Consider the following 26,327-nt stretch of genomic DNA (forward strand, 5'->3'; position numbering starts at 1 on the left):
CGGATTTTAATTATGTTCAGCGGGCTGAAAATCTGGCCTTAAAAAAGTTCGATCTCCTCGCCTTTTGCTACAGGATATTGTTCTGTAAAGCATCCGAAGCAGTGATCTGAAGATCCTAAAATTTCCTTCAGGTTATCCGTACTCAGGAATTCCAGGGAATCAACCCCAAGATAATCTCTGAGCTCCTCCGTTGTCATATTGGCGGAAATAAGATCATCTTTTGAAGGTGTATCAATTCCAAGGTAACATGGCGCAATAATAGGCGGGGATACGCTTCTGAAGTGAATTTCCTTTACTCCCGCCTCCTTAAGGATTTTTACAAGCCTCTTGGAAGTGGTCCCTCGTACAATGGAATCATCAATAATAACTACCCTTTTGTCTTTAATTTCAGAAATAATAGGATTCAGCTTAAGGTTTACTACCCTCTCCCTCATTTCCTGGGTCGGAACAATAAAGCTCCTTCCGATATACCTATTTTTAATTAAGACAGGACGGAAAGGTATCCCTGATGCTTTCGAAAAACCGATCGCAGCCGGAACACCGGAATCCGGAACCCCAATAACGACATCGGCTTCTACCGGTGCCTGTTCCCAGATTTTCTCTCCGGATTTCTCCCTGATCTCATATACATTGATATTTTCCAGTGTAGAATCGGGTCTTGCAAAATAAATGTATTCAAAAGAACATATCCTTTGCTTTCCTTTTTCGCTTACCATATACGAATGCAGCTTACCAGGCTCATTTTCATTGGTATAAATGATTTCTCCAGGTAAAATATCACGTACATACTGTGCTCCTACGGCATCCAATGCTACGGATTCCGAAGCCACAACATATGATTTCTCATCAATAGCTCCCAAAACCAAAGGACGGATGCCATTGAAATCCCTGAATGCAAAAAACTTATTCCTCGTCATTCCTACTACAGAATAAGCACCCTGGATTTTTTCCATAGTGATCTTGATTGCAGCCCGAAGTCCAAGGTCAAGGTTTTTCTGGATCAGCCTCAGGATAACCTCAGAGTCTGACGTAGCCCGGAAGACAACACCTTCCGCTTCCAGCTCCGCCTTCAGTTCTTTGGCGTTCGTAAGGTTTCCGTTATGGGCAATAGAAAGGATAATCTGGTCGTATTCGTTCTTGGCAAAGAACGGCTGGAAATTATATTTCTTTTTATCTCCTGCCGTGGTATACCTTGTGTGTCCGATCGCAGAGTTACCCATATAAGCTTCAGGGTCCTGAATTTCTTTATAAACGTCCAATACAAGACCTTCATCTTTCAGGTTGCTGATTCTTCCGTTCTTTAATACCGAAATACCACAGGCTTCCTGTCCTCTGTGCTGCAGCGCAAAGAGCCCGAATTGGGAAAGGGAAAATGTATCAAGATCATTATCCGAATACATTCCGAAGATCCCGCATTCTTCATTAGGTGCATCCAGTCTTTCCTCTTCCTGGGTCCTGAAAAGATTCCGTCCGTAAGGATGATCTTTAAACTGTTTTAAATATTCACTTTTATGAATGTCTAAACTTTCCATTTTTTCTATATGTTAGAAGTTAGGTATTAGATGCCTGAATGGCGGCTAAGTTAACTTCAAATTTAATTTTGTTTGATGAACAGGTCTGTTCCACGCTGAAAGATCACCCGTATATCTGTATAATGCTGAATTACTGAGCCAGTAAATTTTTCAGCCTGTTGTAAATCTCCACATAGGCTTCCGTTACTTCACCAAGATCTCTTCTGAAGCGGTCTTTGTCAAGTTTCTTCATAGTGTCTTTATCCCATAGCCTGCATGTATCCGGAGAAATTTCATCAGCAAGGATGATCTGCCCGTCTGAAGTTTTACCCAATTCGATTTTAAAATCTACCAGGATGATGTTGATCTTGTCAAAAAGATCGATCAGGATTTCATTGATCTGTCCGGTAAGTTTATACATCTCGTCAAGCTCTTCATAAGTAGCGGCACCCAGGAAAACCGCATGGTGGTCATTGATCAGCGGATCGCCCAATTCATCTTTCTTGTAGCAGATATCGAATATGGTTACCGGAGATTTGATTCCTTCTTCCACACCCAGTCTTTGGGCCATGCTTCCGGCAGAATAATTTCTTACCACCATTTCCAATGGAATGATAGATACTTTCTTTACCAGCTGCTCCCTTTCATCAAGCTGCTTTATGAAATGGGTTTTAACTCCTTTGGCATTTAAGTATTCAAAAATCAAAGTCGTGATGGCATTATTCATTTCCCCTTTCAGATCCACCTGTCCTTTCTTCTGAGCGTTAAATGCTGTAGCATCATCTTTGAAGCGTACGATTACTTCATCAGGATTATCAGTAGCAAATACCTGTTTTGCCTTACCTTCATACAACATTTCTTTTTTTTGACTCATAATTTTACTTTTCTAGATTGTCGTTAGATTTATTGATTGTTTAATTAAAATTCCTGTTAAAACAGCAAGGCCGAAACTGAGCAGCGTTCCGATGAGTACATACTCCGTAAGCTTTCTCTGTTTAGCCTGGGCAAGGTCGCTGAATCTGAATACAGATTTGGCAGCTACCATAAATCCTACGCCTTCCCAATGGTTCACCATAATAAAGGTAAAAACCAGGAGGCGCTCCAAATATCCGATGTATTTACCAGCATTGCTTAAAGATTCGGTCTGCAGGTGATCCTTCGTATCCGGAATCGGAGTCCAGGATGACAGCAGTATCTTGATGAAAACAGATGCCGGTGCTGTTAAAAACAAAGCAGCAGCAGCTATCTTCAGCCATTCTTTATTCATAAGGATGTTGATGCTGATTTCTCCGAAGTAGAACGAGAAACCTGCAATAACCAGGATATGCATGATCTGGTCTGCAAAAAACCAACGCTTTTTGGTTTTGATGTTCTGGAAACTCAACTTGCAGGCATCAATGATGAAATGTGAAGCCCCATTCAGCAAAGCTACCCACCAGAGATCTTTGTCCCATAGGAAGATAAAGCTCAGGGCAGTATGCAACAGCACATGAATATAGAGGTACCGGCTTCTTAACTTATGATTTTCCTTATCCCGTACCCATGAATCCGGCTGCAGAACAAAGTCTCCGAGTAAATGGGCCAATATGAGTTGAGTAAAAATCATGTTACAGTTCTGCAATTTTCTTTTTGAAATACTGGTTGGTTTCCACGATCAGGTCATAATGGGCCCGTTTCAGCCTCTGGCTTACGGATGACTGGGAAATGGCAAATTTTCTGGCAAGATCTTCCTGCGTGCTGGTGTTGTTCATGATCATCTCATGGATGATTTCTGCAGTAGCTACCGTCCAGCTGTCAAAATCTTTGGAAGACCATTTCAGGAGGATATTGAGGTCGCGGTTGACAGAATCGCTGGAAGTTTTTACAGCTACCGTACAGCCGTCCTTTTTAAGCTCGTCCAGCAGCCTTCCGGAATGGATATAGGCAGTACCGTTGGACTCCGTAATTTTTTCTGCTGAATAATTCTCTTCCCCGATGCCTATGGCAATCCTCACATCAAGGTTTTCCTGACTTCTGATTAAAGATTTTATGGCTAGAAACCGCCAGAACGCATCATCTATACCGCATTTGAGCTGGAATTCGTCTCCTCTGTAGATCTCCCATGCGTCCGGTGCACTTCCCCAATGTTGCAGAAGATTTTTCAGTCTGGTAATCCAAACTTCTGTATCTGCCTGTTGCGAATTTATAATATCACCGGTAATGACCGCTATCATGTTGCAAATATAAGCATATTTACTTATATAAAAAATACATTATAAAGAAGACTTATAGAAAATCCTTATCGACCATTCTTCTTTTATCGATGATCTATAATGAGGCCTGAAAAATCACTTAATACAGCATACTTCATCTATTGATTGATATGAATATTTGAGTAGTTGATTAGAAAAATTATATAAAAAAATCCGGATCAGTATGATTACTCTGACCCGGATTCTGTTATGTTTAAATAATCAATGACTATTTGATGGTACTTTTTACGGTTCCACACGTAAGCATGGAGTTTCCGTAATACGGATTTACAATTTTCTCTTCATTGCTCAGCCAGCTCGCTTCTGCCATAGGGCAATATTGCAGGTATACCGGCTTGTCGGAAAAGATGAATTGCCTCGATAAAGCATACATATCATTTGATAAATTGTGAAACATTTCCCTCTGTGATGCTATTTTACCTGTTTTCGCAATGCCTGAAGCTTCATTTTTTAAATCAGCAAGGTTCTTTGCGGGTATCGTATTGCTCTTCATAGCCGAAGCCGTCTGAACAAATTCTGAGGCAGATTTCGCCGCTTTTCCTGCATCATCGGAAGCCAGAGCAGATTTGATAGCAATGTAATTCTGGTACAATTTTGAGACCTGTGCATCTTTTTTCTTCTGCGCCGTGGCAAAGCTTATTGCCAATACGGTAAAAAATGCTGTAATAATCTGTTTTTTCATTGTATGATACTCATGAGCCCACAAACTTTGCAAGTACGGGCTGATTGATATTTTATTTAATTCTGAACTCAAGCTTTACGTTAAAAAACCTTCCGGTAAGCCTCACCGGAACCGGGTACATCAGGCTGGTGGTCGCATCGGTAATCCATTGGTTGGATACGGTATTTCTGATGTTGAATGCATTGAATACCTGAACGCCGAGGGTTAGTTCTTCAAAATTCCCCCAGAAGCCATATGCTTTGTCTTTGCTTTTAGGATCGATAAATACTTTGGAAAGTCCGATGTCTACCCTTTTGTATGAGGGAAGCGTTTTCTGATACGTATACGGATTGGTAAATACCGGTGCTCCGGTCGGCAGTCCCATTGCATAGACCAGTGTCAGGTTAACCCGCATAGACGGAAACTTCGGCATATAATCCTGGTAAAACATGGCAAATCTGAATCTCTGATCCGTAGGCCTCGGTATATCGCCCTGACCATTGATGTTCTCATACACCCTTGCATAACTCGCTGAAAGCCAAGAGTCCACTCCCGGTACAAATTCCCCGAACAGGCGGGTATCGATACCGTAAGCGTAGCCGGTCGCATTATTTTTTCCTGTATAACGGATTCTCACATTGTCCATATAATACGGAATCAGGTTATCCATTTTTTTATAATAAGCTTCAGTAGTCAGCTTGAATGGCCGGTCGTACATCTGAAACTCATAATCATTAGCCATGATGACCTGAATGGAACGCTGGGATTTGATATCGCTGTTGAAATTTCCTTCCAGATCTTTTATTTCCTTGTAGAAAGGCGCCTGGTAATAGACCCCTCCGGAAAGCCTGAATAACATATCCGTATCCCAATCCGGTTTGATGGCAAACTGTGCCCGTGGTGAGAAAATGGTTTCGTTATTGAAGCTCCAGTGGGCAACCCTGGCTCCTGCATTGACGAAAACTTTACTCGAACCCCAGAAAAATTTCTGTGAATACTGGGCATAAGCTGATAAACGCGTAGGTTGGATATGGTTGTTTCCGGCAATACTGTAAAACAGTTTAAGGTCGGATATATTACCGATCCTGGGGTCGTCTACCGGAATCGGAGTGCTGTAACCCGCAGAATCTACCAGCTTCCATTCATTCGTAAGGTCTTTCAGGTTTTCTTTCTCATATTTGAATCCAAGCTCAATATCGGTATTTACATTAGGAGAAAACCGGGTCCTGAACTGGGTCCCGTAAGTCCTTACGAACAGGTCGTTCCTTGCGCTTTCAATTTGGCCACCCGCATCATAAGACGTTACAGGGTTTCCTGTAATAGGATCAAAGGTCTGCAGGATATAGGCAGAAGCAATGGAATAATATTCCCGCTCACGGTTCTGATAGGCAAAACTGTCCAGCGTAAACCGCCATTTGTCAGAAGGCTTATAATTCATGGAGAAGGTCCCCATCATATTTTTATATTTGTCATCTTCGCGCCCGGCATAGTTTACCGTTACATTGATCGGCCTCTGGAGCGACCCGAAGTCCACACTTCTTTCTTTAGGGACCATCTCATAATCATTTTTGGAATAATACCCGATGAATGACATGGTGAATTTAGGGCTGAGATGGTAGTTGATATACGACTGAAAATCATAGTACTTTGGATTGAAATCCGTATCTTCATTCAGCGTATTCAGAACCAGGTTGGTATTCCGGTACCGGCCTGAAAATATGGCAGTAAGCTTCTTGTTTTCCGTAGCAAACCCGGTCGTCAGTCTTCCGCCGATCAAACTCCCCTCCCCGGAAACTTCAAATTTTTCGGGTTCACGGTAATAGATATTCAGAGCTGAAGACATTTTATCACCATACCTGGGCTCAAAACCTCCTGCAGAAAAGTTTACCGTGGATACCATATCAGGATTGATGATGCTGAGCCCCTCCTGCTGCGAATTCCGGATCAGGAAAGGGCGGTAGATTTCAATATCATTGATATAGATCAGGTTTTCGTCATAGTTTCCACCACGCACCATATACTGGGAAGAAAGCTCCGTATTGGAGTTAACGGAAGGAAGGGTCTTGATGATCCCTTCAATCCCTCCTGAAATACTGGCCACATTCTGAGCATCCTTCGCGGAAATTTTTACCGTTGTAATATCACTGGTCTGTCCTGTGACTTTTTTCTGGAAAACAACTTCCTCAATATCGGTTACTTTTGCGGTATCTCTTTTTTTAGTCTGGGAGAACACCAGTACGGGAACCATAAGGCTTAGTGGTAAAACTAGTTTTTTCAAAAGAAATGTTTTAAGAATTTCTAAAATTAAGTAATTTTTAACAATTACAAAATCGATTCTCTAATTCTTGTCAATTTTTGTAACAAATCTTCTAATAAATCCAGCCTTAGCATATTGGCTCCGTCTGATAAGGCAGTTTCCGGTGTTGGATGGGTTTCAATGAAAATCCCGTCTGCGCCCACAGCAATTCCTGCTTTGGCTACGGTTTCAATAAGATCCGGCCTTCCTCCGGTAACACCCGAACTCTGGTTAGGCTGCTGTAAAGAATGGGTGACATCCAGGATAACAGGGGCATACTGTTTCATGGTAGGAATTCCACGGTAATCCACAATCAGATCCGTATATCCAAATGAATTTCCCCGTTCGATGATCGCTACCTTATTATTATCGGAATCCGTTACCTTCTGTACGGCAAATTTCATGGATTCAGGAGATAAAAACTGTCCTTTTTTAAGGGTCACGCATTTTCCTGTCTTGGCTGCTGCCACGAGGAGGTCTGTCTGACGTACCAGAAATGCCGGGATCTGCAAAACATCTACATATTGCGCCGCTAAAGCTGCGTGCTCATTTTCATGGATGTCTGTTGTAGTAGGAATATTGAAGGTCTCACCCACTTTCTTCAGAATTTCCAGGGATTTCTCTTCTCCTATCGATGTAAAAGAATCTACGCGGCTGCGGTTGGCTTTTTTAAAGCTTCCTTTGAATATATAGGGAATGTTGTATTTATCGGTAATCTGGATTACTTTTTCGGCGATCCTCAATGCCATGTCCTCTCCTTCTATAATACAGGGACCGGCGATCAGGAAAAAGTTTTTGGAATCTTTGTGACGGATGTTATCTAAATACTGGATCATTTTTATTGTAATTAAAAAGTTCAGTAAAATTACTGGAAAAATTATAGAATAGGAAATTAATTTCCTTATGTGGGGTATTTCATGCTTACGATTACCTTATATATCAAGCCATCTTTTTAAGGATTTTATCAAATGTATTGATGTTCCGGGTGGTAACCCGGTCTTTAAGATCTTTCCTTCCTAAAATTTTCCCGAAAGAAGAGTCTAAAGTACTTCCTTTGGGAACCTGCCAGTAAAAGATATGATTAATGATTGCAGCCTCTTCGTGTTTTGCTTTGGATGCATCGTTGAATTCTTTCATCAGTATTTCTTCTATGCCTTCATTACCGATAAAAGCATAGACATGAAGATCATCATTTTTTTTAAAAGGATTCCCGTTCCTGAGGTTTTCTGTTTCTTCCCGGGATTTAACAAACAGGAATGCTTCATAAGAAAAATGGTCTGACATTGATTTTTCAAGAACGGCTCTTAATGCTACAGCATTTTTATCAGACGTAAAAACGATATTTCCGGAGGCCAATACGGAACTGACATTTTCCATGCCTGCACCGGAAAATACCTGACAGACGTCTGCCATTTTCATATTCGTCCCTTTTACATTAACGCCGCGGAGAAAAGCACAGTATTTCATGATTTGATTTTTAATGGTGTCATTGTTTTCTTAATCCTTGATTCTTACATAAAGATTGTAATCTGTACCTGAAGGCTTCAGGATATAAATCTTCTCCAGCAATGGATTGCTGCTTTTCAGATGATTCTTAACCCTGAACTCTTTCAGAAGCCTGTAATGCATTGTATAATATGCTCCGTCCTTCCGTTCAAACAGATTATCGTAAGAGAGCAGATATTTGGGTTTTCTCTTCTTAACGGTATTGATCCAGTAATTTTGCCTGTCTTTTTTGATCTCATTCTGGATTTCCTTGTCTACAAGCCCCACTTCATCAATAGTTTTCAGACCCGAGAAATAAGGGACATAGCCGGCGGGTTCCAGCAGAATCCATTGGTTTTTGTCTTTTTCATAATGGTTGAGGAACAGCCCGATTGTCCTGCGGTAGTTCCATTCACCATTACCCGTTGCTATGGAATGCACCGTCTGGAAAGCCAGCATAGGAATCATATAAAACAACACAAACAGTCCGAGCCAAAGGTATTTCCGTGTTTTCTGTTCCAAGATAAAAATTACCCCCGGAACAAAAAGAAGGATCTGCGGCACCCAATAATACCAGTCGAAAAGGCTTTTCTGAGAAATGAAGATCAGTTGTTTGACCCATCCGAAGATAAAAATCATCCATAAAAAATAGTTTCTTTTTTCCGGCTGCCGCACCAGATAGATAAAGCACAAGATTTCAAAGACCAGAACAACTACAGTGAAAGGATTGAAATTGTCCGGCAGTTTCAGCATTCCCCAGAAATTCCCGTAGTTCACCAGGAAATAATCGACATTCTGGGCAAAGGTATAATCGCTGCCGTACATCAGCTTTTTAGCAATAATGGTATTGTTAACGATCTCACCAAAATAAAACCAGTTGAAAGCCACGATGGAAACCAGCCCGATGAATCCTCCCAGGATATAACTCCATCTGATTTTTTTAGAATAGACAATATCGACCAGGAAAACCACTCCTAAAAATATGAGCGTATCAATGCGCGTGAGTATAATCAAGACCGGAAATAAAATCAATGCCCATTTTTTATGATTCTTAAATCCATAATACAGCATCGCCATTTCCAGGAAAAAAAGAAGCCCATATTCCATTCCTAGGATGGAAATCTTAATGGCTGGAGGCAGGATTCCGATCAGGAAGATCAACAACGCTTTATGTAAAGGATTTTTGAGGATAAGATGGGACAGCAGTAAGGTTCCCAGTGTGAAAAGCACAGAATTAAAAATCAATAAAGGCTCTATAAAATGCTCTTTCCCGAATACCAGATTGAACAGGTAAGAAATAATAACATACAGGTGCGTGGTGGAAGCTGATATTTTAATGTCTCCGTTAAACCCGATCACGCCGTAATCCATAAGGTTCTGGGCCACCCTCCAGGTGATGAACGCATCTTCCTGTATGTAATGGGTAAGGAGAAAAAGCAATTTAAACAGCACCGTAAAAATTACAGCATAATAAGGGAGCTTGGGATTATCAATTCCTGTCATCATGTATGTATGTTGCTGCAAATATAATCCTAAAATTTTTGAATCCCATAACAAAAAAACGGAACCGAAGTTCCGTTTTTAAGTTTTTTACTGAGTAGCCTTAATGATGGCATTGGTAATTTCCGATTCTTTTTCTTTGGAATATGTGGAATCAAAAGGCTCCATAATATCAAACAGATACTGATAGAATGGCGTGATCTTCTGGACATTTTCAGACTCCGACATGGCCTTTTCCTTACCCATCTGCTGAAGATCCTTTATGAAGACATTGAATTTCTTATCAATAGGCTCTATCGATTGTACCAGATATTCATAGGCCTTATCTTTCTGTCCAAGTTTTTTGTAGGCATCGGTTACTGCTGAAACTACAAGTGAATACTCCATTGGTTTTGCCCTCATCTGCCTTCTTACATAAGTCTGGTCGGCTTTGTTCAGGCTCAGATAATAGTCGTACTCACTGAAAATTCCTTTTTTGAGGATTTCCGCCAGCTGCAATCCTTTTTGTTCCTGTCCGGCAACAATGTATGCATATACCATGGAACTTAAAGAACGCGGATCGTTGTATTTTTCAGCAGGAATTTCCCTGGCAGCAAGATCAAGAAGTTCAATGGCCTTTGCTTTCTGCCCCATCGTTGCCAAGGCAGCTGCTGCCCTGCTTGCCGAACTTCTGTAGCTGATGATATTGGACGTTGCCGTTTCATCAAAATGGGCATTCAGGTCTTTGAAGTTACCCCATCGGAAGTTTTTCACGATATTATATAATGAGTTTGCATCTACCCTTCCTATTTCACCGTCAGGCGTCTGTGGCGTATGGATCGGTACCAGTCGGTAACTGAACCCGTCAAACTGAAGGTACTCATCCAGGTAGAAAACATTTTCACTGTCATAAATCCCTCCTGAAGAAAAGTTGATTGGTCTCTTCCAGTCGAAATTCGCCAGGATGTCCATCATGATCAGGTTATTTTTATAAAGGGTATTGGCTTTATAATTTATCATGATCTGGTTAGCCGTATTCGCCAGGTCTGAAGCATTGATAATTCCTGCACGTAAAGCATTGTCCTTATTAACCGGAAGGATAAATTTGTGTACCGGAAGGATGTTGTATTTTTCATATTTTTCCTCTCCGAAATACAGCTTCAGCAGTTCATCTTTAGCCGGAGATTTATATTTGATGAATCTCATGGCATCTTTCAGTGTCATGGAATCCTGAACCAGGTATTTCCTGAATTCTGCAAAAGTAGATTCTGCGCCCTGCTCTTTGGCCATAGAGAAAAGTCCCTGCCAGTCTTCCTTCTTCATCATATAGATCTGGTCATTTACACCATCCCTGTAATCATCATGGGTCAGCTGACTTGGAATAGGCTCCGCGTTGTAGGTTTTTCTTTTGATCTGGTCAATATTCCACGGTGTTGAAGCCAGTGTGAAGTTCACTACTTTTACATCGTCTCTGAACCTTTGCGTTTCCTGAATGGCCCAAACCGGATACGTATCGTTATCTCCATACACAAACAGGATATCCTCTTTAGGTAAGGACTTCAGTACTGAATACGCATAATCATACGCAGTATAGCGGTTGCTTCTGTCATGAACATTGTAGTTCTGGAAGCCCATCATAAAAGGAACCCCAAGCAATACAACTCCTACCGCAATATTGGCAGCGTTGGACTTCACCTTGGATTGCAGGAACCATAAAATAGCACCCGCTCCCAGACCGATCCATAGCGCAAAAGCATAGAAGGAACCAACCATTGCGTAATCTCTTTCTCTAGGTTCAAATGGCTTCACACCGGTATAGAATACGATCCCGACACTGGTCAGGATAAACAGCGACAACAAAGCATAGAACCTTCCGAAATCTTTATTCAGCTGGAAAAAGAAACCGATCAGTCCTAAAATCAATGGCAGGAAGAAGAATTTCACCGTACTTTCATTCTTGAATTTTGCCGGCATCTTATCCTGATTTCCCCACAGGGCATTGTCAATAAAAGAGAACCCTGAAATCCAGTTGCCCTTAGTGTTTTCCATATTTCCTTCAAGGTCGTTCTGGCGGCCCACAAAGTTCCACATCAGGTAGCGGATGAAATAATAGCTGTTCTGGAAGCTAATGAAATAATCCATGTTCTGCGCAAATGAAGGCTTCTGAACATTGATCAGGTTATAAGGCTTTACTTTAAGATAATCTGAAGCGGTGATAGACCGGTCTTCATATTTCTTTCTCAGTTCCTCAAAAATCTGTTTGGCTTCCGGGCTGTTCGCCACGTCTTCATTATCATAGTTAAACGTAAAATCCGGTGCACCGTACATAGAGATGTAATTGGCCATTACATCTTTGTCTTCACTAAACATTCTCGGCATCAGGCTCACCTGAGACTTGCTGAATACATAGTTAAAACGGTCTCCCGTTTTTCTGTAAGTGCCTGTTTTTTCGTCTTTTTCATAGATTTCTCCGGTCTTTGTAGTCTTGAAACTTCCGTCTTCATTCTTTTCAATTCCGTTGGCATCAAGGAAAGCGGTATAGTTTTGTCCGTAGAATGTCGGCCAGTCACCATATTGTACCCTGTTGTAATAATCCAGCATCCCGATAGCCGTATCAGGATCATTCAGGTTCATCGGCGGATTGGCATTGGCACGGATCGGAATAACCATCCAGCAAGAAAAGCCGATCAGCATAAATACAATAGACAGTGCCGCGGTCTGGTAAATTTTCTTCTGGAGTTTTCTTGCATATTTGATGATCAGATAGCAAAGCACAACAGTTAAAACAAATGCGGCTATGGTTCCGGAGTGGAACGGCAGCCCCAGCCCGTTCACGAAAAATATCTCAAGTTTCCCGAACATCGTCATGACCAGCGGGAAAATGATTTTAAATACAAAAGCAAGAATAACCAGTGTAATTACATTCGCCCAGATAAAGTTTTTCCAGGTAAAGGTGTAATTTCTGGCATAATACACCAGGCATACAGCCGGCAGCGCAAGCATACACATCATGTGAACCCCTACGGAAAGCCCAAGAATAAAGAAAATAAGAATGATCCATCTTTCATTTCCCTGTTCCTGGTATTCGTTCTCCCATTTAGTGATCAGCCACACCAGCAAAGCAATGAACATAGAAGCCATAGAATATACTTCCCCCTCTACAGCAGAAAACCAGAAGGTATCTGAAAAAGTAAAGCATAAAGCTCCAACAGCCCCTGCAAATAAGATCGATATTTCCTGGTGCCTGTTCACCTGATCAAAGTCTTTGTTCAGCAACCTCCTGAGAAAATGTGTGATGGTCCAGAACAGAAAGAGGATCGTAAGTGCACTGAAAAGAGCGGACATCGCATTGATAACGATTGAATAATTCTCCCCGCTTCCAAAGGCGAACATGGCCGCAACCGCACCTACAATCTGAAATAAAGCTGCTCCCGGAGCATGTGTTACCTCAAGCTTTACGGCAGATGAAATATACTCGCCGCAATCCCAGAAGCTGAAGTTGGGTTCTATGGTTGACAGATAGGTGAAAAATGCAATGAAGAAAATGATCCATCCCGAGACGGTATTCCATTGCCTAAAGGTCCAGTTTTTCATAATAGTAATATCAATTACGCGAAAATAAGGCTTTTCTATGATTTTAGATTCTTTTTAACAAAATTTAAAAATTTGGCTCACTTTTTGAAAACTTTCCTCTTTGATGACAGCTGTAAAAATAAATTTTATCTCCTGCATGCTGAGAAATCAAACAAAAGTTTAGAAATTATTTATTTTTTTGTATTTTTGCCGTCAGATTTTTATTGAAAATAATACACTAATGAGCAATGTTTACGATAATATCCTTGGCCTTATAGGAAACACTCCTATGGTGAAGCTAAATACTGTTACTAAAGATATTCCTGCAACCGTTTATGCCAAGTTAGAGTCATATAATCCTGGACATTCCACTAAAGATAGAATTGCACTTCATATTATAGACAACGCTGAGAGAAAAGGTTTATTGAAAGAAGGTTCTGTAATTGTAGAGACCACCTCCGGAAATACTGGATTCTCTCTTGCCATGGTATGCATCATCAAAGGTTATAAATGTATTCTCGCAGTAAGCGATAAGACGAAGCCGGAAAAGATTGCCTATCTTAAGGCATTAGGCGCTACCGTATATGTATGCCCTGCCAATGTTCCTGCCAACGATCCCCGTTCTTATTATGAAGTAGCCAAAAGAGTAGCTGCAGAAACTCCGAACTCTGTTTATATCAATCAGTACTTCAACGAGCTGAATATTGATGCGCACTATCAGACTACCGGTCCGGAAATCTGGGAGCAGACCCAGGGAAAGATCACCCATCTTTTTGCCTGTACGGCGAACAGGAGGTACACTGTCCGGATCTGCAAAATTCCTGAAAGAAAAGAATCCTGACATCAAAATCATTGGAGTAGATGCCGACGGCTCTATTCTGAAAAGCTATCATGAAACCGGAGAGATCCATAAAGAAGATGTTCACCCTTACCAGATTGAAGGTATGGGGAAAAACCTGATCCCTTCTGCCCTTCTGTTTGATAAAATAGATGAATTTGTGCGGGTAAACGATGAAATGTCAGCCTATAGAACCCGGGAGATCGCTTTGAAAGAAGCCATTATGGGCGGATATACTACCGGTGCTGTTACACAGGCTTTGATCCAGTATGCACAATCCCATCAGTTTGCTGAAAATGATCTTGTGGTATTGATCTATCCTGATCACGGCTCAAGATACATTACCAAAGTATACAGCGATAAATGGATGGCTGAACAAGGCTTCATCAACAACTGTGTTCACAATTATGATGAAGTTTTTAAAACAGAATTCATCAAATAATAAAAACAACCACGATACAAATCAGGCCTTTTGATTATAAAAGGCTTTTTTAATTAAAAAAATATTATTGAAATGTTGGATATTTTTGAAAGAATAAAACAAAATCCTGGTCCTCTGGGACAGTTTGCTGATTATGCTGAAGGCTATTTTGTTTTTCCTAAACTGGAAGGCCCTATTGGCCCAAGAATGAAGTTTCAGGGTAAAGAGGTAATTTTCTGGAGTGCCAATGATTATCTGGGACTTTGTAACCACCCGGAAGTTCTGGAAGCTGATGCCAAAGCAGCAGCAGAATACGGAATGTTCTACCCGATGGGAGCCAGAGCAATGTCTGGAGAAACAGAGCAACACCAGCAATTGGAAAAAGAACTGGCGGAATTTACCCAGAAAGAATCTGCTTACCTTCTTAACTTCGGGTATCAGGGGATGGTTTCCACGATCGATGCTCTTGTTACGAGACACGACGTTATCGTATATGATGCAGACTCACATGCCTGTATTGTGGATGGGGTACGCCTTCATATGGGAAAAAGTTTTACTTTCAAACATAACGATATTGCCAGCCTGGAAAAAAACCTGGAGCGTGCAACCAAAGTAGCGGAAGAAACCGGAGGCGGAATCCTTGTGATTACGGAAGGCGTTTTCGGAATGCGCGGAATGCAGGGAAAACTAAAGGAAATATGCGAACTTAAATTAAAATTCAGTTTCCGACTGCTCGTAGATGATGCACATGGATTCGGGACACTGGGTAAAACCGGTGCAGGAGCAGGTGAAGAACAGGGCTGTCAGGACCAGATCGACGTATATTTCTCCACATTTGCCAAATCTATGGCAGGTTTCGGTGCATTTATTTCAGGGGATGAGAATATCATCAGGTTCCTTAGATATAACCTTCGTTCGCAGATTTTTGCAAAATCCCTTACGATGCCTATGGTAATCGGAGGGCTGAAGAGACTTGAATTATTACGCACACGCCCTGAAATCAAAGACAAGCTGTGGGAAAATGTACGTAAACTTCAGAATGGTCTTAAAGAAAGAGGATACAACCTTGGTAATACCAATACCTGTGTAACGCCTGTATTTATTCAGGGGACCACTATTGAAGCTACGCTTCTGGCTAAAGATTTAAGAGAAAATTACGGCGTATTTACGTCTGTAGTCGTATATCCTGTGATCCCTAAGGGCATGATTCTCTTGAGATTAATCCCAACCGCTTCTCATACTGATTCTGAAATTAATGAGACATTGGCTGCATTTGATGGCATCCGTGAAAAATTAACTTCCGGTTATTACAGGGAAATGGAAAAACAGATGAATATCGAATACAAGCAGATGTAAATTGCATTATTCATTAAAAATACCTGGCCGTTGAAGATTTTCAGCGGCTTTTTGTTTATTTTAGCTTACATTATTAAACAATTAACAATTCCAAAATTTTAACTATTTTTAACTAAATATTCTTGAATATGATTGAAATCATGTTATATTCTGTTAAAAATTAGGCTCTTAACATTAGGAGGGGTACATTTGCTGGCATAATTTCAGAACCTACAATTATGAAACAACCTTTAAAGTACTTAAGAATTGTAATTTTGAGTTTAGTGTTAAGTTTAACTTCTACAGTAAGCCAGGCGCAGACCCATAAATACTTAGAGAAAAACAGAGCTATTGCTTCTGAGCTTTCTGCAAAGTACGGAATCCCCGCAGCCATCATTCTTTCTATAGCGTTCGTTGAAACCGGCGGCGGTACCAGTAAAAGTTCTACCGTTTACAACAATCACTTCGGCATCGTTGGAAATAACAATTCCCATTCCAAATACAGGAGCTTTTCCTCAGTAAGAGAATCTTACGAAGCTTTTTGCCAGCTCATCATTAAAAAAGATTATTATTCAGCCCTGAAAGGCAACCTGGATTTCTCCAAATGGATCAGAGCCATTGCTTCAGCAGGATATTCCACACGCCCTAAAGAATGGATGCGCAGAATCAACCTGATTATCTCAAAATATAAACTCGCAGGCGAGTAAACAATTTTAAGAATATAAAAATAAGCCCCAAGACTGGGGCTTATTTTTTTGATTGCTATTGTAAGGATTAAATTATCTGATTAAATTAGCTAAAAATTTCCTGGAGCTTTATGAATGCAAACAGAAATTGGCGGGTAGTTGTTTTACTCACCTTATGCTTTGTCATATACTTTGTTATCTCAATATTCATATCTGTTTTTGATATACACTGGAAGCCTTTGCAGAATGTAAATCTGATATCGGAAATCATCAATCCAGATAAGGCAAATAATAATAACCAGCTTGTACAGGACAGCCTTAAAAATGCGGCGTCATTACATGCCAGTAAAGAAATGGATTTTGAGCTGTATCAGAATCCAAACCTTATTACAGACTTTACCAAAGGAGACAGCATTACAGCATTGCCGCATCTGGCAGAAAAATTATACCAGCTTAAAAAAACCGGAAAGGGAAAAATAAGGATTGCTTATTTCGGGGACAGTATGATTGAAGGAGATCTCCTGACCCGTACCTTACGGAAACTGCTTCAACAGGAATTCGGAGGCTACGGTGTAGGCTTTCTTCCTGTTCAGAGCAAGGTAGCTCCTGTACGTGAATCCGCAGAGATCAAAGCAACCGGATGGAAGATCGTGAACTTCATGGACAAAAGTGCTCATAATATGTATATATCAGGGTTTAGCTTTACCGGCCCCGGAAGCACTCATTTCACCGATAAAACTTTGCAAAAAGGTATTGTAACCAATAAATATTTTATATTCGGGCATGCCTCAGGAGGAGCAGCCATTGATTACAACGGCAGCAGCATCTCCCTGAACGGGCCTGATGCCGTTAACAGGCAATTGCTGGCAAAGGATACTCTTCAGTCTTACACCCTGAGAAGCAGCAGTTCCCAGGTTCCTTATTATGGGGTAAGCTTTGAATCCGATAACGGGATTATTGTAGATAATTTTTCTTTCCGTGGAATCACAGGCGTAGAGTTCAAGAAAATTGATGAAGATTTCCTGAAAGCAGTACAGGAAAAGAACCATTATGATCTTATTGTCATGCAGTATGGCGTAAATCTGCTCTTCAGGCCTAATGATACCGATTATTCATATTATGCCAAAATCATGACGCCCAACCTGGTCAAATTCAAAAGCGTATTTTCGGGAAGTGATATCCTGATGGTAAGTACTGCCGACCGTGCATTCCGCTACAACGGAGAATACCAGTCTGCAAAAGGGATCCATCAGCTGGTGGAAACCCAGGCTAAAATGGCGTTTGATAACGGATTGTCCTTTTTTAACCTTTTCAAAACCATGGGCGGTGACAATTCCATTGTGCAATGGGCTTCCGCAGATCCGCCGCTGGCCAATAAAGATTATGTGCATCCGAACGGTAAAGGAGCAGATATCCTCGCCGAAAAACTATACCGCGCTATGATGAAAGATTACCATAATTACACTTCTAAAAAAAGAACCGTACAATGAACCGGGTACAAGATCTCCTTTCTACGTTCGACTGGAACATGTTTCTGCACCAGTTTGTATATGACAGTAAAAACCCTTTGCTCTTCAACAACGGGTTCTTTGTGTATTTTTTCACCCTGTTCATCCTCCTCTTTTATATCTTAAGGAATCACTATATGGCAAGAAGGTATGTTTTTACCTTTTTCTCCCTGTACTTCTTTTATAAGGCCAGCGGATGGTTTGTAGGTTTGGTGATTGTTTCGGCTATCGTTAATTATGCGTTGTCCAATGTCATCTATCACAGCCGGAAGAAAAGCGGTAAGACCATGCTTCTTGTTCTGAGCATTATTTTTAATCTCGGCCTCCTGTTTTATTATAAGTATACCAATTTCTTCATTACCCTGTACAATGAATTTACAAGCGCTCATGTTCATCCGCTGAACATCCTGTTGCCGATAGGAATTTCATTTTTCACGTTTGAAAATTTAAGTTATACCATAGATGTCTACCGGGGAGACTTCAAACCGGCTAAAAAATTTACGGATTACCTACTCTTCCTTTCGTTCTTCCCTAAACTGATGATGGGGCCTATCGTCCGTGCACACGATTTTGTGCCGCAGATCAACCAGCCGTATTACCTGTCTGAGAGGGATTTTGCTATGGGGTTTTATCTGATTATTTCCGGGCTGATCAAAAAACTGATCATCTCTGATTATATCACGCTGAATCTCGTTAATTATATTTTTGATAATCCTGCGCTGCATGTAGGCCTGGAAAACCTGTTTGCCGTTTACGGTTATGCGATGGTTATTTATTGTGATTTCAGCGGCTACAGTGATATTGCCATAGGGATTGCATTGTGGCTGGGAGTTAAAATTCCTGCCAACTTCAGGTCGCCTTATCAAAGTAAGAATATTACGGAGTTCTGGCGCAGGTGGCATATTTCTCTGTCTTCCTGGCTGAAGGATTATCTGTACATCCCTCTGGGAGGAAACCGGAAATTTTCTGTAGCTTCGTTTATTTTCGTCCTGGCATTTCTGTCCGGCACGTATTTCATGTCCGTAAATCTTTTCAAGCTTGCCCCTCTTTATGCCGGCCTCATTACATTGCTGATGCTCATCATATTTATCCTTCCGGCGATCATCACAAAGAATACCAAAGGTATCGCAGCCAACTTCAATCTGCTGACGACCATGCTACTGGGTGGATTCTGGCACGGTGCCAGCTGGAATTTCATTATCTGGGGAGCCATTCACGGCGTTGGCCTGGGGCTGCATAAGATATGGATGCTGATCACCGGAAAAGCATTTTCCGGGTTCAATAACCATATTGTTTACCGGATTTTTATGGGGATTGTTACCTTCCACTTTGTCTGCTTCGGATGGATCTTTTTCAGGGCGGAGGACTTTGATATGGCAGTTTCCATGCTAAAACAGATCTTCTTTAACTTTGATGTACAAGCATTTGCACCATTCTATGAAAATTATAAAGGTGTTTTGGGAATGATTGTCCTGGCAATGGCTATCCATCTTATCCCGGAAGGTACCGTGGACAAACTGATCGCCAGAAGGGAAAGATTCCCGATGATCATGTATATCATCATTTTCTTTGCCTTCCTTCTGCTGTACGGATACTTCAAGTCTGCTGAACAGGTGCTGCCAATCTATCTGCAATTCTAGTTCCTGCCCCCGGTAAACAGTTTGGAAAAGGCTTTCCAGATCAGTTCAGCCTGGTTTTCATAGCCGGGCTTTACGTAATGTACGCCATCTCCGCTTGCCTGCTTTTTCAGTTGTGCCTTCCTGAAAGATCCTTTTCCTCCACTCGCGGTGTACAGATTAAAGAAGGCGGCCTTGTTCGCTGCTGCAGATTCCCTAAGCCAGCTAATGATTTCAGGAACACGGTTCTGCTTCGGCATATTGTCCGGAGGGGAAATGAGCAGTACCGGAAGGCCGGGTGCTGCTTCCCTGAATTTTTGAATCAATGTGGCAATATTATTCTGGAATTCCTCTTTTTCAATGGGTGCAAAAGCTTCATTTGTTCCCAGGGCAATGATAAGGATATCGGGAGCAATTGTCTTCAGCTGCTGCACCTGTAAAGGATATTTAAGGAAATCGCCATAAGTGGCTCCATTAACGCCTACTGTATTGAAAACGACTCCTCTATCTGTGTTTTTTAAAAACTGGAATCCGTAAAATATACCTCCGGGAAGATTAGTGCGCATCAGAAAGACATTCTGGGGCTGTGCAAAATCCACTTCGGTTTTGAACCCGGTGAATTTCTGTTTACGGATGAGCGTGATGTAATGCTCAAAATCCGGATTGTAATCGAAATAATTTCTTTCTACTTTATATACGTTCCCTGCTACCGGATTCAGGATTTTGTCTCCATTAAGCTGCCTGAACCTGGTCGTTGTATTATTGTACTTAGAAACCATTTCATGGAATGTTTCCCCTTCTGCAGCCGTATGGCTCAGCTGCTCCGTTTTCTTGATGATGAAATTCTTCAGCGGTTGCTGCTCAGTATAGACACTGAATTCCTGCCCATCCATATTTTTATCGTGATAAATAAAAAGCCTGTCAAAACGGTCCTCAGGATTTTTGAAGGTGATCTCCAGAAAAGGATTTTCTTTGCTGCCAATAACAAAACCGCTTGCTCCCATTTCAGGAAATAGCTTTTGCTCATGCACCAGACGGAATGTTTCCCATGCTTGGTTGCTTGCAGACTCAAAATCTTCGGCACCGTTCGTATTTGCCACATTATACGGAAAAACAAGGCCCCGGCCCGCATTGCCATAACGATCCTGGAATTTCTTTCTTAAATAGGAAGTGAGCCAATCGGCCTGGATATGCGAATCTCCCATAAACAGAATGGTGGAAACGGTATTTTGTTTCAGTTTTTCCGTAAAGGGTTTCAGAACATCACTATTTTCAATTTCCTGCGCATGGCCGTTGATTAAGAACAATACAAAAAGAAAGCTGATGCTTTTTCGGGTAATTTTCATACCGTGAATTTATACATTTTTCTGCAAAACCTACATCAGGAAACAAAATAAGTAAGTCTGAATTTTAAATCTTAACTTTGCAAAAATTTTCCTGTTGAAAGATCTGCTCCTGATTACTCCCCCTTTTACCCAGCTGAATACTCCCTATCCGGCTACTGCTTATATCAAAGGTTTCCTGAATACAAAAGGTGTTTCATGTTATCAGGCTGATCTCGGAATTGAAGTAATCCTGTCCTTGTTTTCAAAAAACGGGCTTGCAGATATTTTTGATGTTCCCATTGCTCTCCACGAAGTCTCAGACAATTCACAGAGAATTTTCACCTTAAAAGATGAATATCTAAAGACCATCGATCAGGTCATCTTATTTCTTCAGGGAAAAAACCCAACCCTGGCACGTCAGGTCTGCAGTATGAACTTTCTTCCGGAAGCATCCCGTTTCAACCAGCTGGATGATATGGAATTTGCTTTCGGGAACATGGGATTGCAGGATAAGGCCAAACACCTGGCAACGTTGTACTTGGAGGACATTTCAGATTATATTGTTGAAAATATAGATGCTGATTTCGGGTTCAGCAGATATGCGGAACGACTGGGTAAAAGTGCTTATTCTTTTGATGAATTATATGCAAAACTCAACGGAAATACCACTTTTATTGATGAGATCACGCTGCAAATCCTTAAAGATAAGATGGATACGGTACAACCAAAGCTGGTTTGTTTTTCTGTTCCTTTCCCCGGAAATCTTTATTCCGCATTCAGATGTGCACAGTGGATCAAAGAATATTTTCCTCATGTAAAAACTGCCATGGGAGGCGGGTTTCCGAATACGGAGCTTAGGGAAATCAAAGATACCAGGGTTTTCGGGTTTTTCGATTTCATAACCCTTGATGATGGTGAACTTCCTCTTGAACTTTTGCATCAAAGCCTTCAGGGACAGGAAAATCCGGAATTCAAAAGAACTTTCCTGATAGAAAATGGTCAGGTAACTTATAAAAATAATTCTCCAAGGCATGATTACCGTCAGGCCGACATCGGTACTCCCGATTATTCGGATTTATTGCTGGACCGGTATGTGTCCGTAATTGAGATTGCCAATCCTATGCACAGCCTTTGGAGCGACGGGCGATGGAATAAATTAACCATGGCTCATGGATGCTATTGGGGAAAATGCACGTTCTGCGACATATCCCTGGATTACATCAAGATCTATGAACCAATTTCGGCAAAGATCCTTGTAGACCGGATGGAAGAGTTGATCCTGACGACCGGGGAAACAGGATTCCATTTTGTTGATGAAGCCGCACCACCCGCACTGATGCGTGAAGTAGCCCTTGAAATCCTGAGAAGGAACCTTGTAGTTACCTGGTGGACGAACATCCGTTTTGAAAAAAGCTTTACCCGCGATCTCTGTTTTCTTTTGAAGATATCCGGATGCGTTGCCGTTTCCGGCGGACTGGAAGTAGCCGGTGACCGCCTGTTGAAATTAATCGATAAAGGGGTTTCCGTAGCCCAGGTGGCCGATGTAACACGGAATTTTACCGAGGCCGGAATTATGGTCCATGCGTATCTCATGTATGGCTACCCTACCCAAACGGTCCAGGAAACGGTTGATTCCCTAGAGATGGTACGACAGCTTTTTGAAATGGGTATTGTACAGAGTGGCTTTTGGCATCAGTTTGCGATGACTGCCCATTCCCCTGTCGGACTGAACCCGGAAGCCTTCGGTGTCATTCCGGTTCGGCAGGATATTCAGTTCGCACACAATGATGTGGATTTTAAAGACCGGACAGGTATTGACCACAACCGTTTCAGCTTCGGACTGAAAAAATCCCTGTTCAATTATATGCATGGAATTAATTTTGAATTGCCGCTTCAGGACTGGTTTGATTTTAAAATTCCGCCTACCACCATACATCCGGATTACATCCATGACTGTTTACTGGAAAATGATGATTTCAAATTCAGACCTAACTCAAAAATCATCTTTTTAGCCAAAAACGTAATCGCTGAGAATCGCGTAAAAATAAAAAAGAAATACTCTGGTGCGTATACACTGCTTACATTCCACTTAAAAACCAATATTGTGAAGGCGGAAATGGAACAGGACCATGCGGAATGGCTGATGGGAATTCTAAAAGAGCATACGGTAGAAAATCCTAAAAAGCTTATGCTTCAGCAACTTAAAACTTATTTTGAAGAACAGTTTGAAAATTTCGAGCTGTTCTGGTTCTCAAAACCGATGCAGCAATTAAAGGAAAACGGAGTGATTCTGTGTCTGTAAGTTTTGACAAAATTTTACCTGAATTTTCTTTTTTGGGATATTTTTCCCGGAATCCTGCAAAATTGCATCCCTTTTTGACTTGTATCCGGGAGCAAATATCGGATCAATAAAAATTCCCGGCTCTTCCGGGAATTCGTATGATCAATTTTAGTCCTTATTATTTCTGAACACCGTCTTTGGTCACTTCTCCTACAATCACTTTTTCCTGAACTTTAATAAAGTTCGGATCCATGATGGCCAAACGTTCCGCGATGGCTTTATAGGTTGGGAATTTGAGGATTGACGGCCTTCCGGATATTTCGCGGTATAAGGTAAAGGTTTTACCTCCGGCTGTCTTAATCTGTTTGGTAGTCGTGATGTATTTGCCGATGTATTTGCTTTTGGCATCGTATATCTCAAGGTCAACAAATGTTTTTTCAGAAATGGTATCATCCGATCCGAAACTAACCGGCAGATTAGTGAAGTATCCTACCGGCACACCATTGCTCAGGATTTCACCGACGTTATTGACTTCAATTTTAAGCTTATCAATTTTACTCCTTACGGTATAGGCATCTTTTGTTTTTGTATCCAGCTTTCTTTTGGGCGGATTTTTAAACAGCTCATCGAGGTTTTTGATGTTGATCCCCCGGTTATCGATGATCTTAAATCCTTTTACGGAAGTATATACTGCTGATTTTTCCTCACCTGAAAATGCAGACGGCGAGATATAGTCAAGCTCCAGTGTCTTATCATTATTGTATACCCTGGTTAATTTAATATAACTGTCACGGACAGAGTCCACAACGCTTTTATCCACAAACTCCATAGTATATGTAGGTGTTTCCTTAAGATCCATAAAGGTATATTCATTGGACCTGTGGGCAATTTTAGCTACCGGAACGCCATCCAGCTGTATAACACCATGCTTTGTTTTAATATTCTGGGCATTGAGGAATAGCCCCAGGACTGTAAGGAATATGATAATACCTCGTTTCATACAATCAGATTTCTACATCAAAAAAAAAGTGTAACCAAAGTTACACTTTCTTGAAAATATATTTAGCTTTTCATTTAATTATTCGCAAAGGATAATCCCTTTGTTATGATTAAATTCTACAACACCACTGATAATAGGATAAGAAAAAACAGAGTCTTTTTCATTTTCTTTGGTGAAGTTTTTAGCATAAGCTTCATTGATGGCTTTCGCATACAATTTTACTTTGCCTCCCACTAAAGAAGAAACGATGCCTGCGTGGTTTTTCATGATGTGAAATTCACCGTGCTTACCCGGCAGCAGTACAGAATCTACTTCTCCTTCAAAAACTACGTATTCTGGTGTTAAAATTTTTATATTCATTTTTTATGAATTATAGATTAGATTTTAAATTTTAAATGATATTGTCAATCTAAAATTTAAAATTTCTTAAGCGTTTTCAGCTAGCATTTTTTGTCCGGCTTCAATAGCTTCTTCAATGGTTCCTTTAAGGTTGAAAGCTGCTTCCGGCAAGTGATCCAGTTCCCCGTCGATAATCATGTTGAAACCTTTGATGGTATCTTTGATGTCTACCAGTGATCCCGGGATACCTGTAAACTGTTCTGCAACGTGAAAAGGCTGAGATAAGAATCTCTGAACTTTTCTTGCACGGTATACTACTGCCTTATCTTCTTCGGAAAGTTCTTCCATACCTAAGATAGCAATGATATCCTGAAGTGCTTTGTATCTCTGAAGGATTTCTTTTACTCTCTGTGCACAGTTGTAGTGCTCTTCACCGATGATTTCCGGAGCAAGGATTCTTGAAGTGGAAGCCAAAGGATCAACCGCAGGATAGATACCTAATGAAGCGATCTTTCTGTCCAGTACCGTAGTTGCATCCAAGTGGGCAAACGTTGTTGCAGGAGCCGGGTCAGTTAAGTCATCCGCAGGTACATATACTGCCTGTACGGAAGTAATAGATCCGTTTTTAGTGGAAGTAATCCTTTCCTGCATTGCTCCCATCTCAGAAGCAAGTGTCGGCTGGTAACCTACCGCAGAAGGCATACGTCCTAAAAGTGCAGATACCTCAGAACCTGCCTGTGTGAAACGGAAGATATTATCTACGAAGAACAATACGTCTCTTCCCTGTCCGCTTTCTCCACCGTCTCTATAGTATTCAGCCAATGTAAGACCTGAAAGGGCTACTCTCGCTCTTGCACCTGGCGGCTCGTTCATCTGTCCGAAAACGAAAGCTGCTTTAGAATCTTTCATGGCTTCTGTATCCACTTTAGAAAGATCCCATCCTCCGTTTTCCATAGAGTGCATAAAATCTTCACCATACTTTATGATTCCTGATTCAAGCATCTCTCTCAAAAGGTCATTTCCTTCTCTCGTTCTTTCCCCTACACCGGCGAAAACCGAAAGACCTCCGTGTCCTTTAGCAATATTGTTAATCAACTCCTGGATCAATACAGTTTTACCTACACCGGCACCACCGAACAAACCAATTTTACCTCCTTTTGCATAAGGCTCAACAAGGTCGATTACTTTAATACCCGTAAATAAAACTTCTGCAGAAGTTGAAAGCTGATCAAATTTAGGAGCTTCTCTGTGAATTGGTAAACCTCCTTCTTTGGAAATATTAGGCATTCCGTCGATAGCATCACCTACTACGTTGAAAAGTCTTCCGTTTACAGCCTCACCGATAGGCATGGTAATAGGATTTCCGTATCCGATTACATCCTGACCTCTTTTGAGACCATCAGTCGCGTCCATTGCAATACATCTTACTGTATCTTCTCCAATATGCTGCTCTACCTCTAAAACTACTTTTTCACCGTTTTCTTTGGTAATTTCTAACGCGTCATAAATACTTGGAACAGCTTCCACATCAGTAAAGACTACGTCGATTACCGGACCAATAATTTGAGAAATTTTTCCTTTAATTTGGTTTGCCATTGCTAAATTTTTTCTTGGTGCAAATATAATGATTCTTCATTAACCCGCAATTGGTAAAAAACAGATTTTTATCATACTTTTACGAATGCGGTAACGTAAGGATTCAGCGGTATTATCCTGCACAA

The 26,327-nt window shown here is 41.1% G+C and carries 19 protein-coding genes and 1 pseudogene; 6 read left to right on the top strand and 14 right to left on the bottom strand.

The genetic code is table 11. The features are described 5' to 3' along the window. Positions 1-38 precede the first annotated feature (38 nt). The 10 genes from purF to QE404_RS06980 form a co-directional block, all read right to left on the bottom strand. Positions 39-1,532: an amidophosphoribosyltransferase gene (gene purF, locus QE404_RS06935; RefSeq protein WP_307448407.1), complete on the bottom strand. Its 1,494-nt coding sequence runs from the start codon at positions 1,530-1,532 to the stop codon at positions 39-41. A gap of 130 nt (positions 1,533-1,662) precedes the next feature. Beyond that, on the bottom strand, positions 1,663-2,385 hold the full coding sequence (purC, locus tag QE404_RS06940) for a phosphoribosylaminoimidazolesuccinocarboxamide synthase (RefSeq protein WP_307448410.1): 723 nt from the start codon (positions 2,383-2,385) through the stop codon (positions 1,663-1,665). Positions 2,386-2,397: 12 nt separating this feature from the next. Then, positions 2,398-3,117, bottom strand: coding sequence for a DUF3307 domain-containing protein (locus tag QE404_RS06945; RefSeq protein ID WP_307448413.1), 720 nt, complete (start codon positions 3,115-3,117; stop codon positions 2,398-2,400). Between the two features lies 1 nt (position 3,118). Beyond that, positions 3,119-3,724, bottom strand: a complete 606-nt coding sequence (locus QE404_RS06950) for a SatD family protein (RefSeq protein ID WP_307448416.1) — start codon at positions 3,722-3,724, stop codon at positions 3,119-3,121. A 247-nt stretch (positions 3,725-3,971) separates the two neighbouring features. Then, positions 3,972-4,445 (bottom strand): DUF3347 domain-containing protein, encoded by a 474-nt coding sequence (locus QE404_RS06955; protein WP_307448419.1) that lies wholly within the window; start codon positions 4,443-4,445, stop codon positions 3,972-3,974. 52 nt (positions 4,446-4,497) lie between these two features. Next, positions 4,498-6,702: a TonB-dependent receptor plug domain-containing protein gene (locus tag QE404_RS06960; RefSeq protein ID WP_307448422.1), complete on the bottom strand. Its 2,205-nt coding sequence runs from the start codon at positions 6,700-6,702 to the stop codon at positions 4,498-4,500. A gap of 44 nt (positions 6,703-6,746) precedes the next feature. Then, a complete protein-coding gene (kdsA, locus tag QE404_RS06965) occupies positions 6,747-7,556 on the bottom strand; it encodes a 3-deoxy-8-phosphooctulonate synthase (protein ID WP_307453792.1) in 810 nt (269 codons plus the stop codon). 103 nt (positions 7,557-7,659) lie between these two features. Continuing rightward, entirely contained in the window at positions 7,660-8,187 is a 528-nt protein-coding gene (locus tag QE404_RS06970; protein WP_307448424.1) for a DUF1697 domain-containing protein, read from the bottom strand. Positions 8,188-8,217: 30 nt separating this feature from the next. Further along, positions 8,218-9,711 (bottom strand): hypothetical protein, encoded by a 1,494-nt coding sequence (locus tag QE404_RS06975; RefSeq protein ID WP_307448427.1) that lies wholly within the window; start codon positions 9,709-9,711, stop codon positions 8,218-8,220. A gap of 84 nt (positions 9,712-9,795) precedes the next feature. Next, the gene (locus tag QE404_RS06980) at positions 9,796-13,278 is read right to left on the bottom strand and encodes a protein O-mannosyl-transferase family (RefSeq protein WP_307448429.1); all 3,483 of its coding nucleotides are present in this window, start codon (positions 13,276-13,278) and stop codon (positions 9,796-9,798) included. A gap of 220 nt (positions 13,279-13,498) precedes the next feature. Here QE404_RS06980 and QE404_RS06985 point away from each other — a divergent pair. The 5 genes and pseudogenes from QE404_RS06985 to QE404_RS07005 all read left to right on the top strand — a co-directional run bounded on the left by QE404_RS06985 (position 13,499) and on the right by QE404_RS07005 (position 19,685). Continuing rightward, positions 13,499-14,537: pseudogene (locus QE404_RS06985) on the top strand (PLP-dependent cysteine synthase family protein). Positions 14,538-14,612: 75 nt separating this feature from the next. Beyond that, the gene (locus QE404_RS06990; RefSeq protein WP_307453367.1) at positions 14,613-15,872 is read left to right on the top strand and encodes an aminotransferase class I/II-fold pyridoxal phosphate-dependent enzyme; all 1,260 of its coding nucleotides are present in this window, start codon (positions 14,613-14,615) and stop codon (positions 15,870-15,872) included. 218 nt (positions 15,873-16,090) lie between these two features. Continuing rightward, on the top strand, positions 16,091-16,558 hold the full coding sequence (locus QE404_RS06995; protein ID WP_307453794.1) for a glucosaminidase domain-containing protein: 468 nt from the start codon (positions 16,091-16,093) through the stop codon (positions 16,556-16,558). A gap of 218 nt (positions 16,559-16,776) precedes the next feature. After that, positions 16,777-18,027 carry a hypothetical protein gene (locus tag QE404_RS07000; protein ID WP_307448434.1) on the top strand — a complete coding sequence of 417 codons (1,251 nt, stop codon included), beginning with the start codon at positions 16,777-16,779 and terminating at the stop codon, positions 18,025-18,027. Next, positions 18,024-19,685: an MBOAT family O-acyltransferase gene (locus QE404_RS07005; protein WP_307448436.1), complete on the top strand. Its 1,662-nt coding sequence runs from the start codon at positions 18,024-18,026 to the stop codon at positions 19,683-19,685. The genes QE404_RS07000 and QE404_RS07005 overlap by 4 nt, the downstream gene beginning before the upstream one ends. On the opposite strand, the gene QE404_RS07010 is transcribed toward QE404_RS07005, so the two are convergent. Continuing rightward, positions 19,682-21,007 carry a GDSL-type esterase/lipase family protein gene (locus QE404_RS07010; RefSeq protein ID WP_307453796.1) on the bottom strand — a complete coding sequence of 442 codons (1,326 nt, stop codon included), beginning with the start codon at positions 21,005-21,007 and terminating at the stop codon, positions 19,682-19,684. The genes QE404_RS07005 and QE404_RS07010 overlap by 4 nt on opposite strands. A 94-nt stretch (positions 21,008-21,101) precedes the next feature. Between QE404_RS07010 and QE404_RS07015 the strand changes: the two genes are divergently transcribed. Further along, the gene (locus QE404_RS07015) at positions 21,102-23,288 is read left to right on the top strand and encodes a B12-binding domain-containing radical SAM protein (RefSeq protein ID WP_307448445.1); all 2,187 of its coding nucleotides are present in this window, start codon (positions 21,102-21,104) and stop codon (positions 23,286-23,288) included. A 157-nt stretch (positions 23,289-23,445) separates the two neighbouring features. On the opposite strand, the gene QE404_RS07020 is transcribed toward QE404_RS07015, so the two are convergent. The 3 genes from QE404_RS07020 to atpD all read right to left on the bottom strand — a co-directional run bounded on the left by QE404_RS07020 (position 23,446) and on the right by atpD (position 26,202). Next, on the bottom strand, positions 23,446-24,267 hold the full coding sequence (locus QE404_RS07020) for a hypothetical protein (protein ID WP_307448448.1): 822 nt from the start codon (positions 24,265-24,267) through the stop codon (positions 23,446-23,448). 78 nt (positions 24,268-24,345) lie between these two features. Then, positions 24,346-24,627: a FoF1 ATP synthase subunit delta/epsilon gene (locus QE404_RS07025; RefSeq protein WP_307448451.1), complete on the bottom strand. Its 282-nt coding sequence runs from the start codon at positions 24,625-24,627 to the stop codon at positions 24,346-24,348. A 66-nt stretch (positions 24,628-24,693) separates the two neighbouring features. Beyond that, positions 24,694-26,202 (bottom strand): F0F1 ATP synthase subunit beta, encoded by a 1,509-nt coding sequence (atpD, locus tag QE404_RS07030; RefSeq protein ID WP_307448454.1) that lies wholly within the window; start codon positions 26,200-26,202, stop codon positions 24,694-24,696. Positions 26,203-26,327: the final 125 nt, after the last annotated feature.

The sequence above is a fragment of the Chryseobacterium camelliae genome (genome assembly GCF_030818575.1).
GTDB lineage: Bacteria > Bacteroidota > Bacteroidia > Flavobacteriales > Weeksellaceae > Chryseobacterium > Chryseobacterium camelliae_A.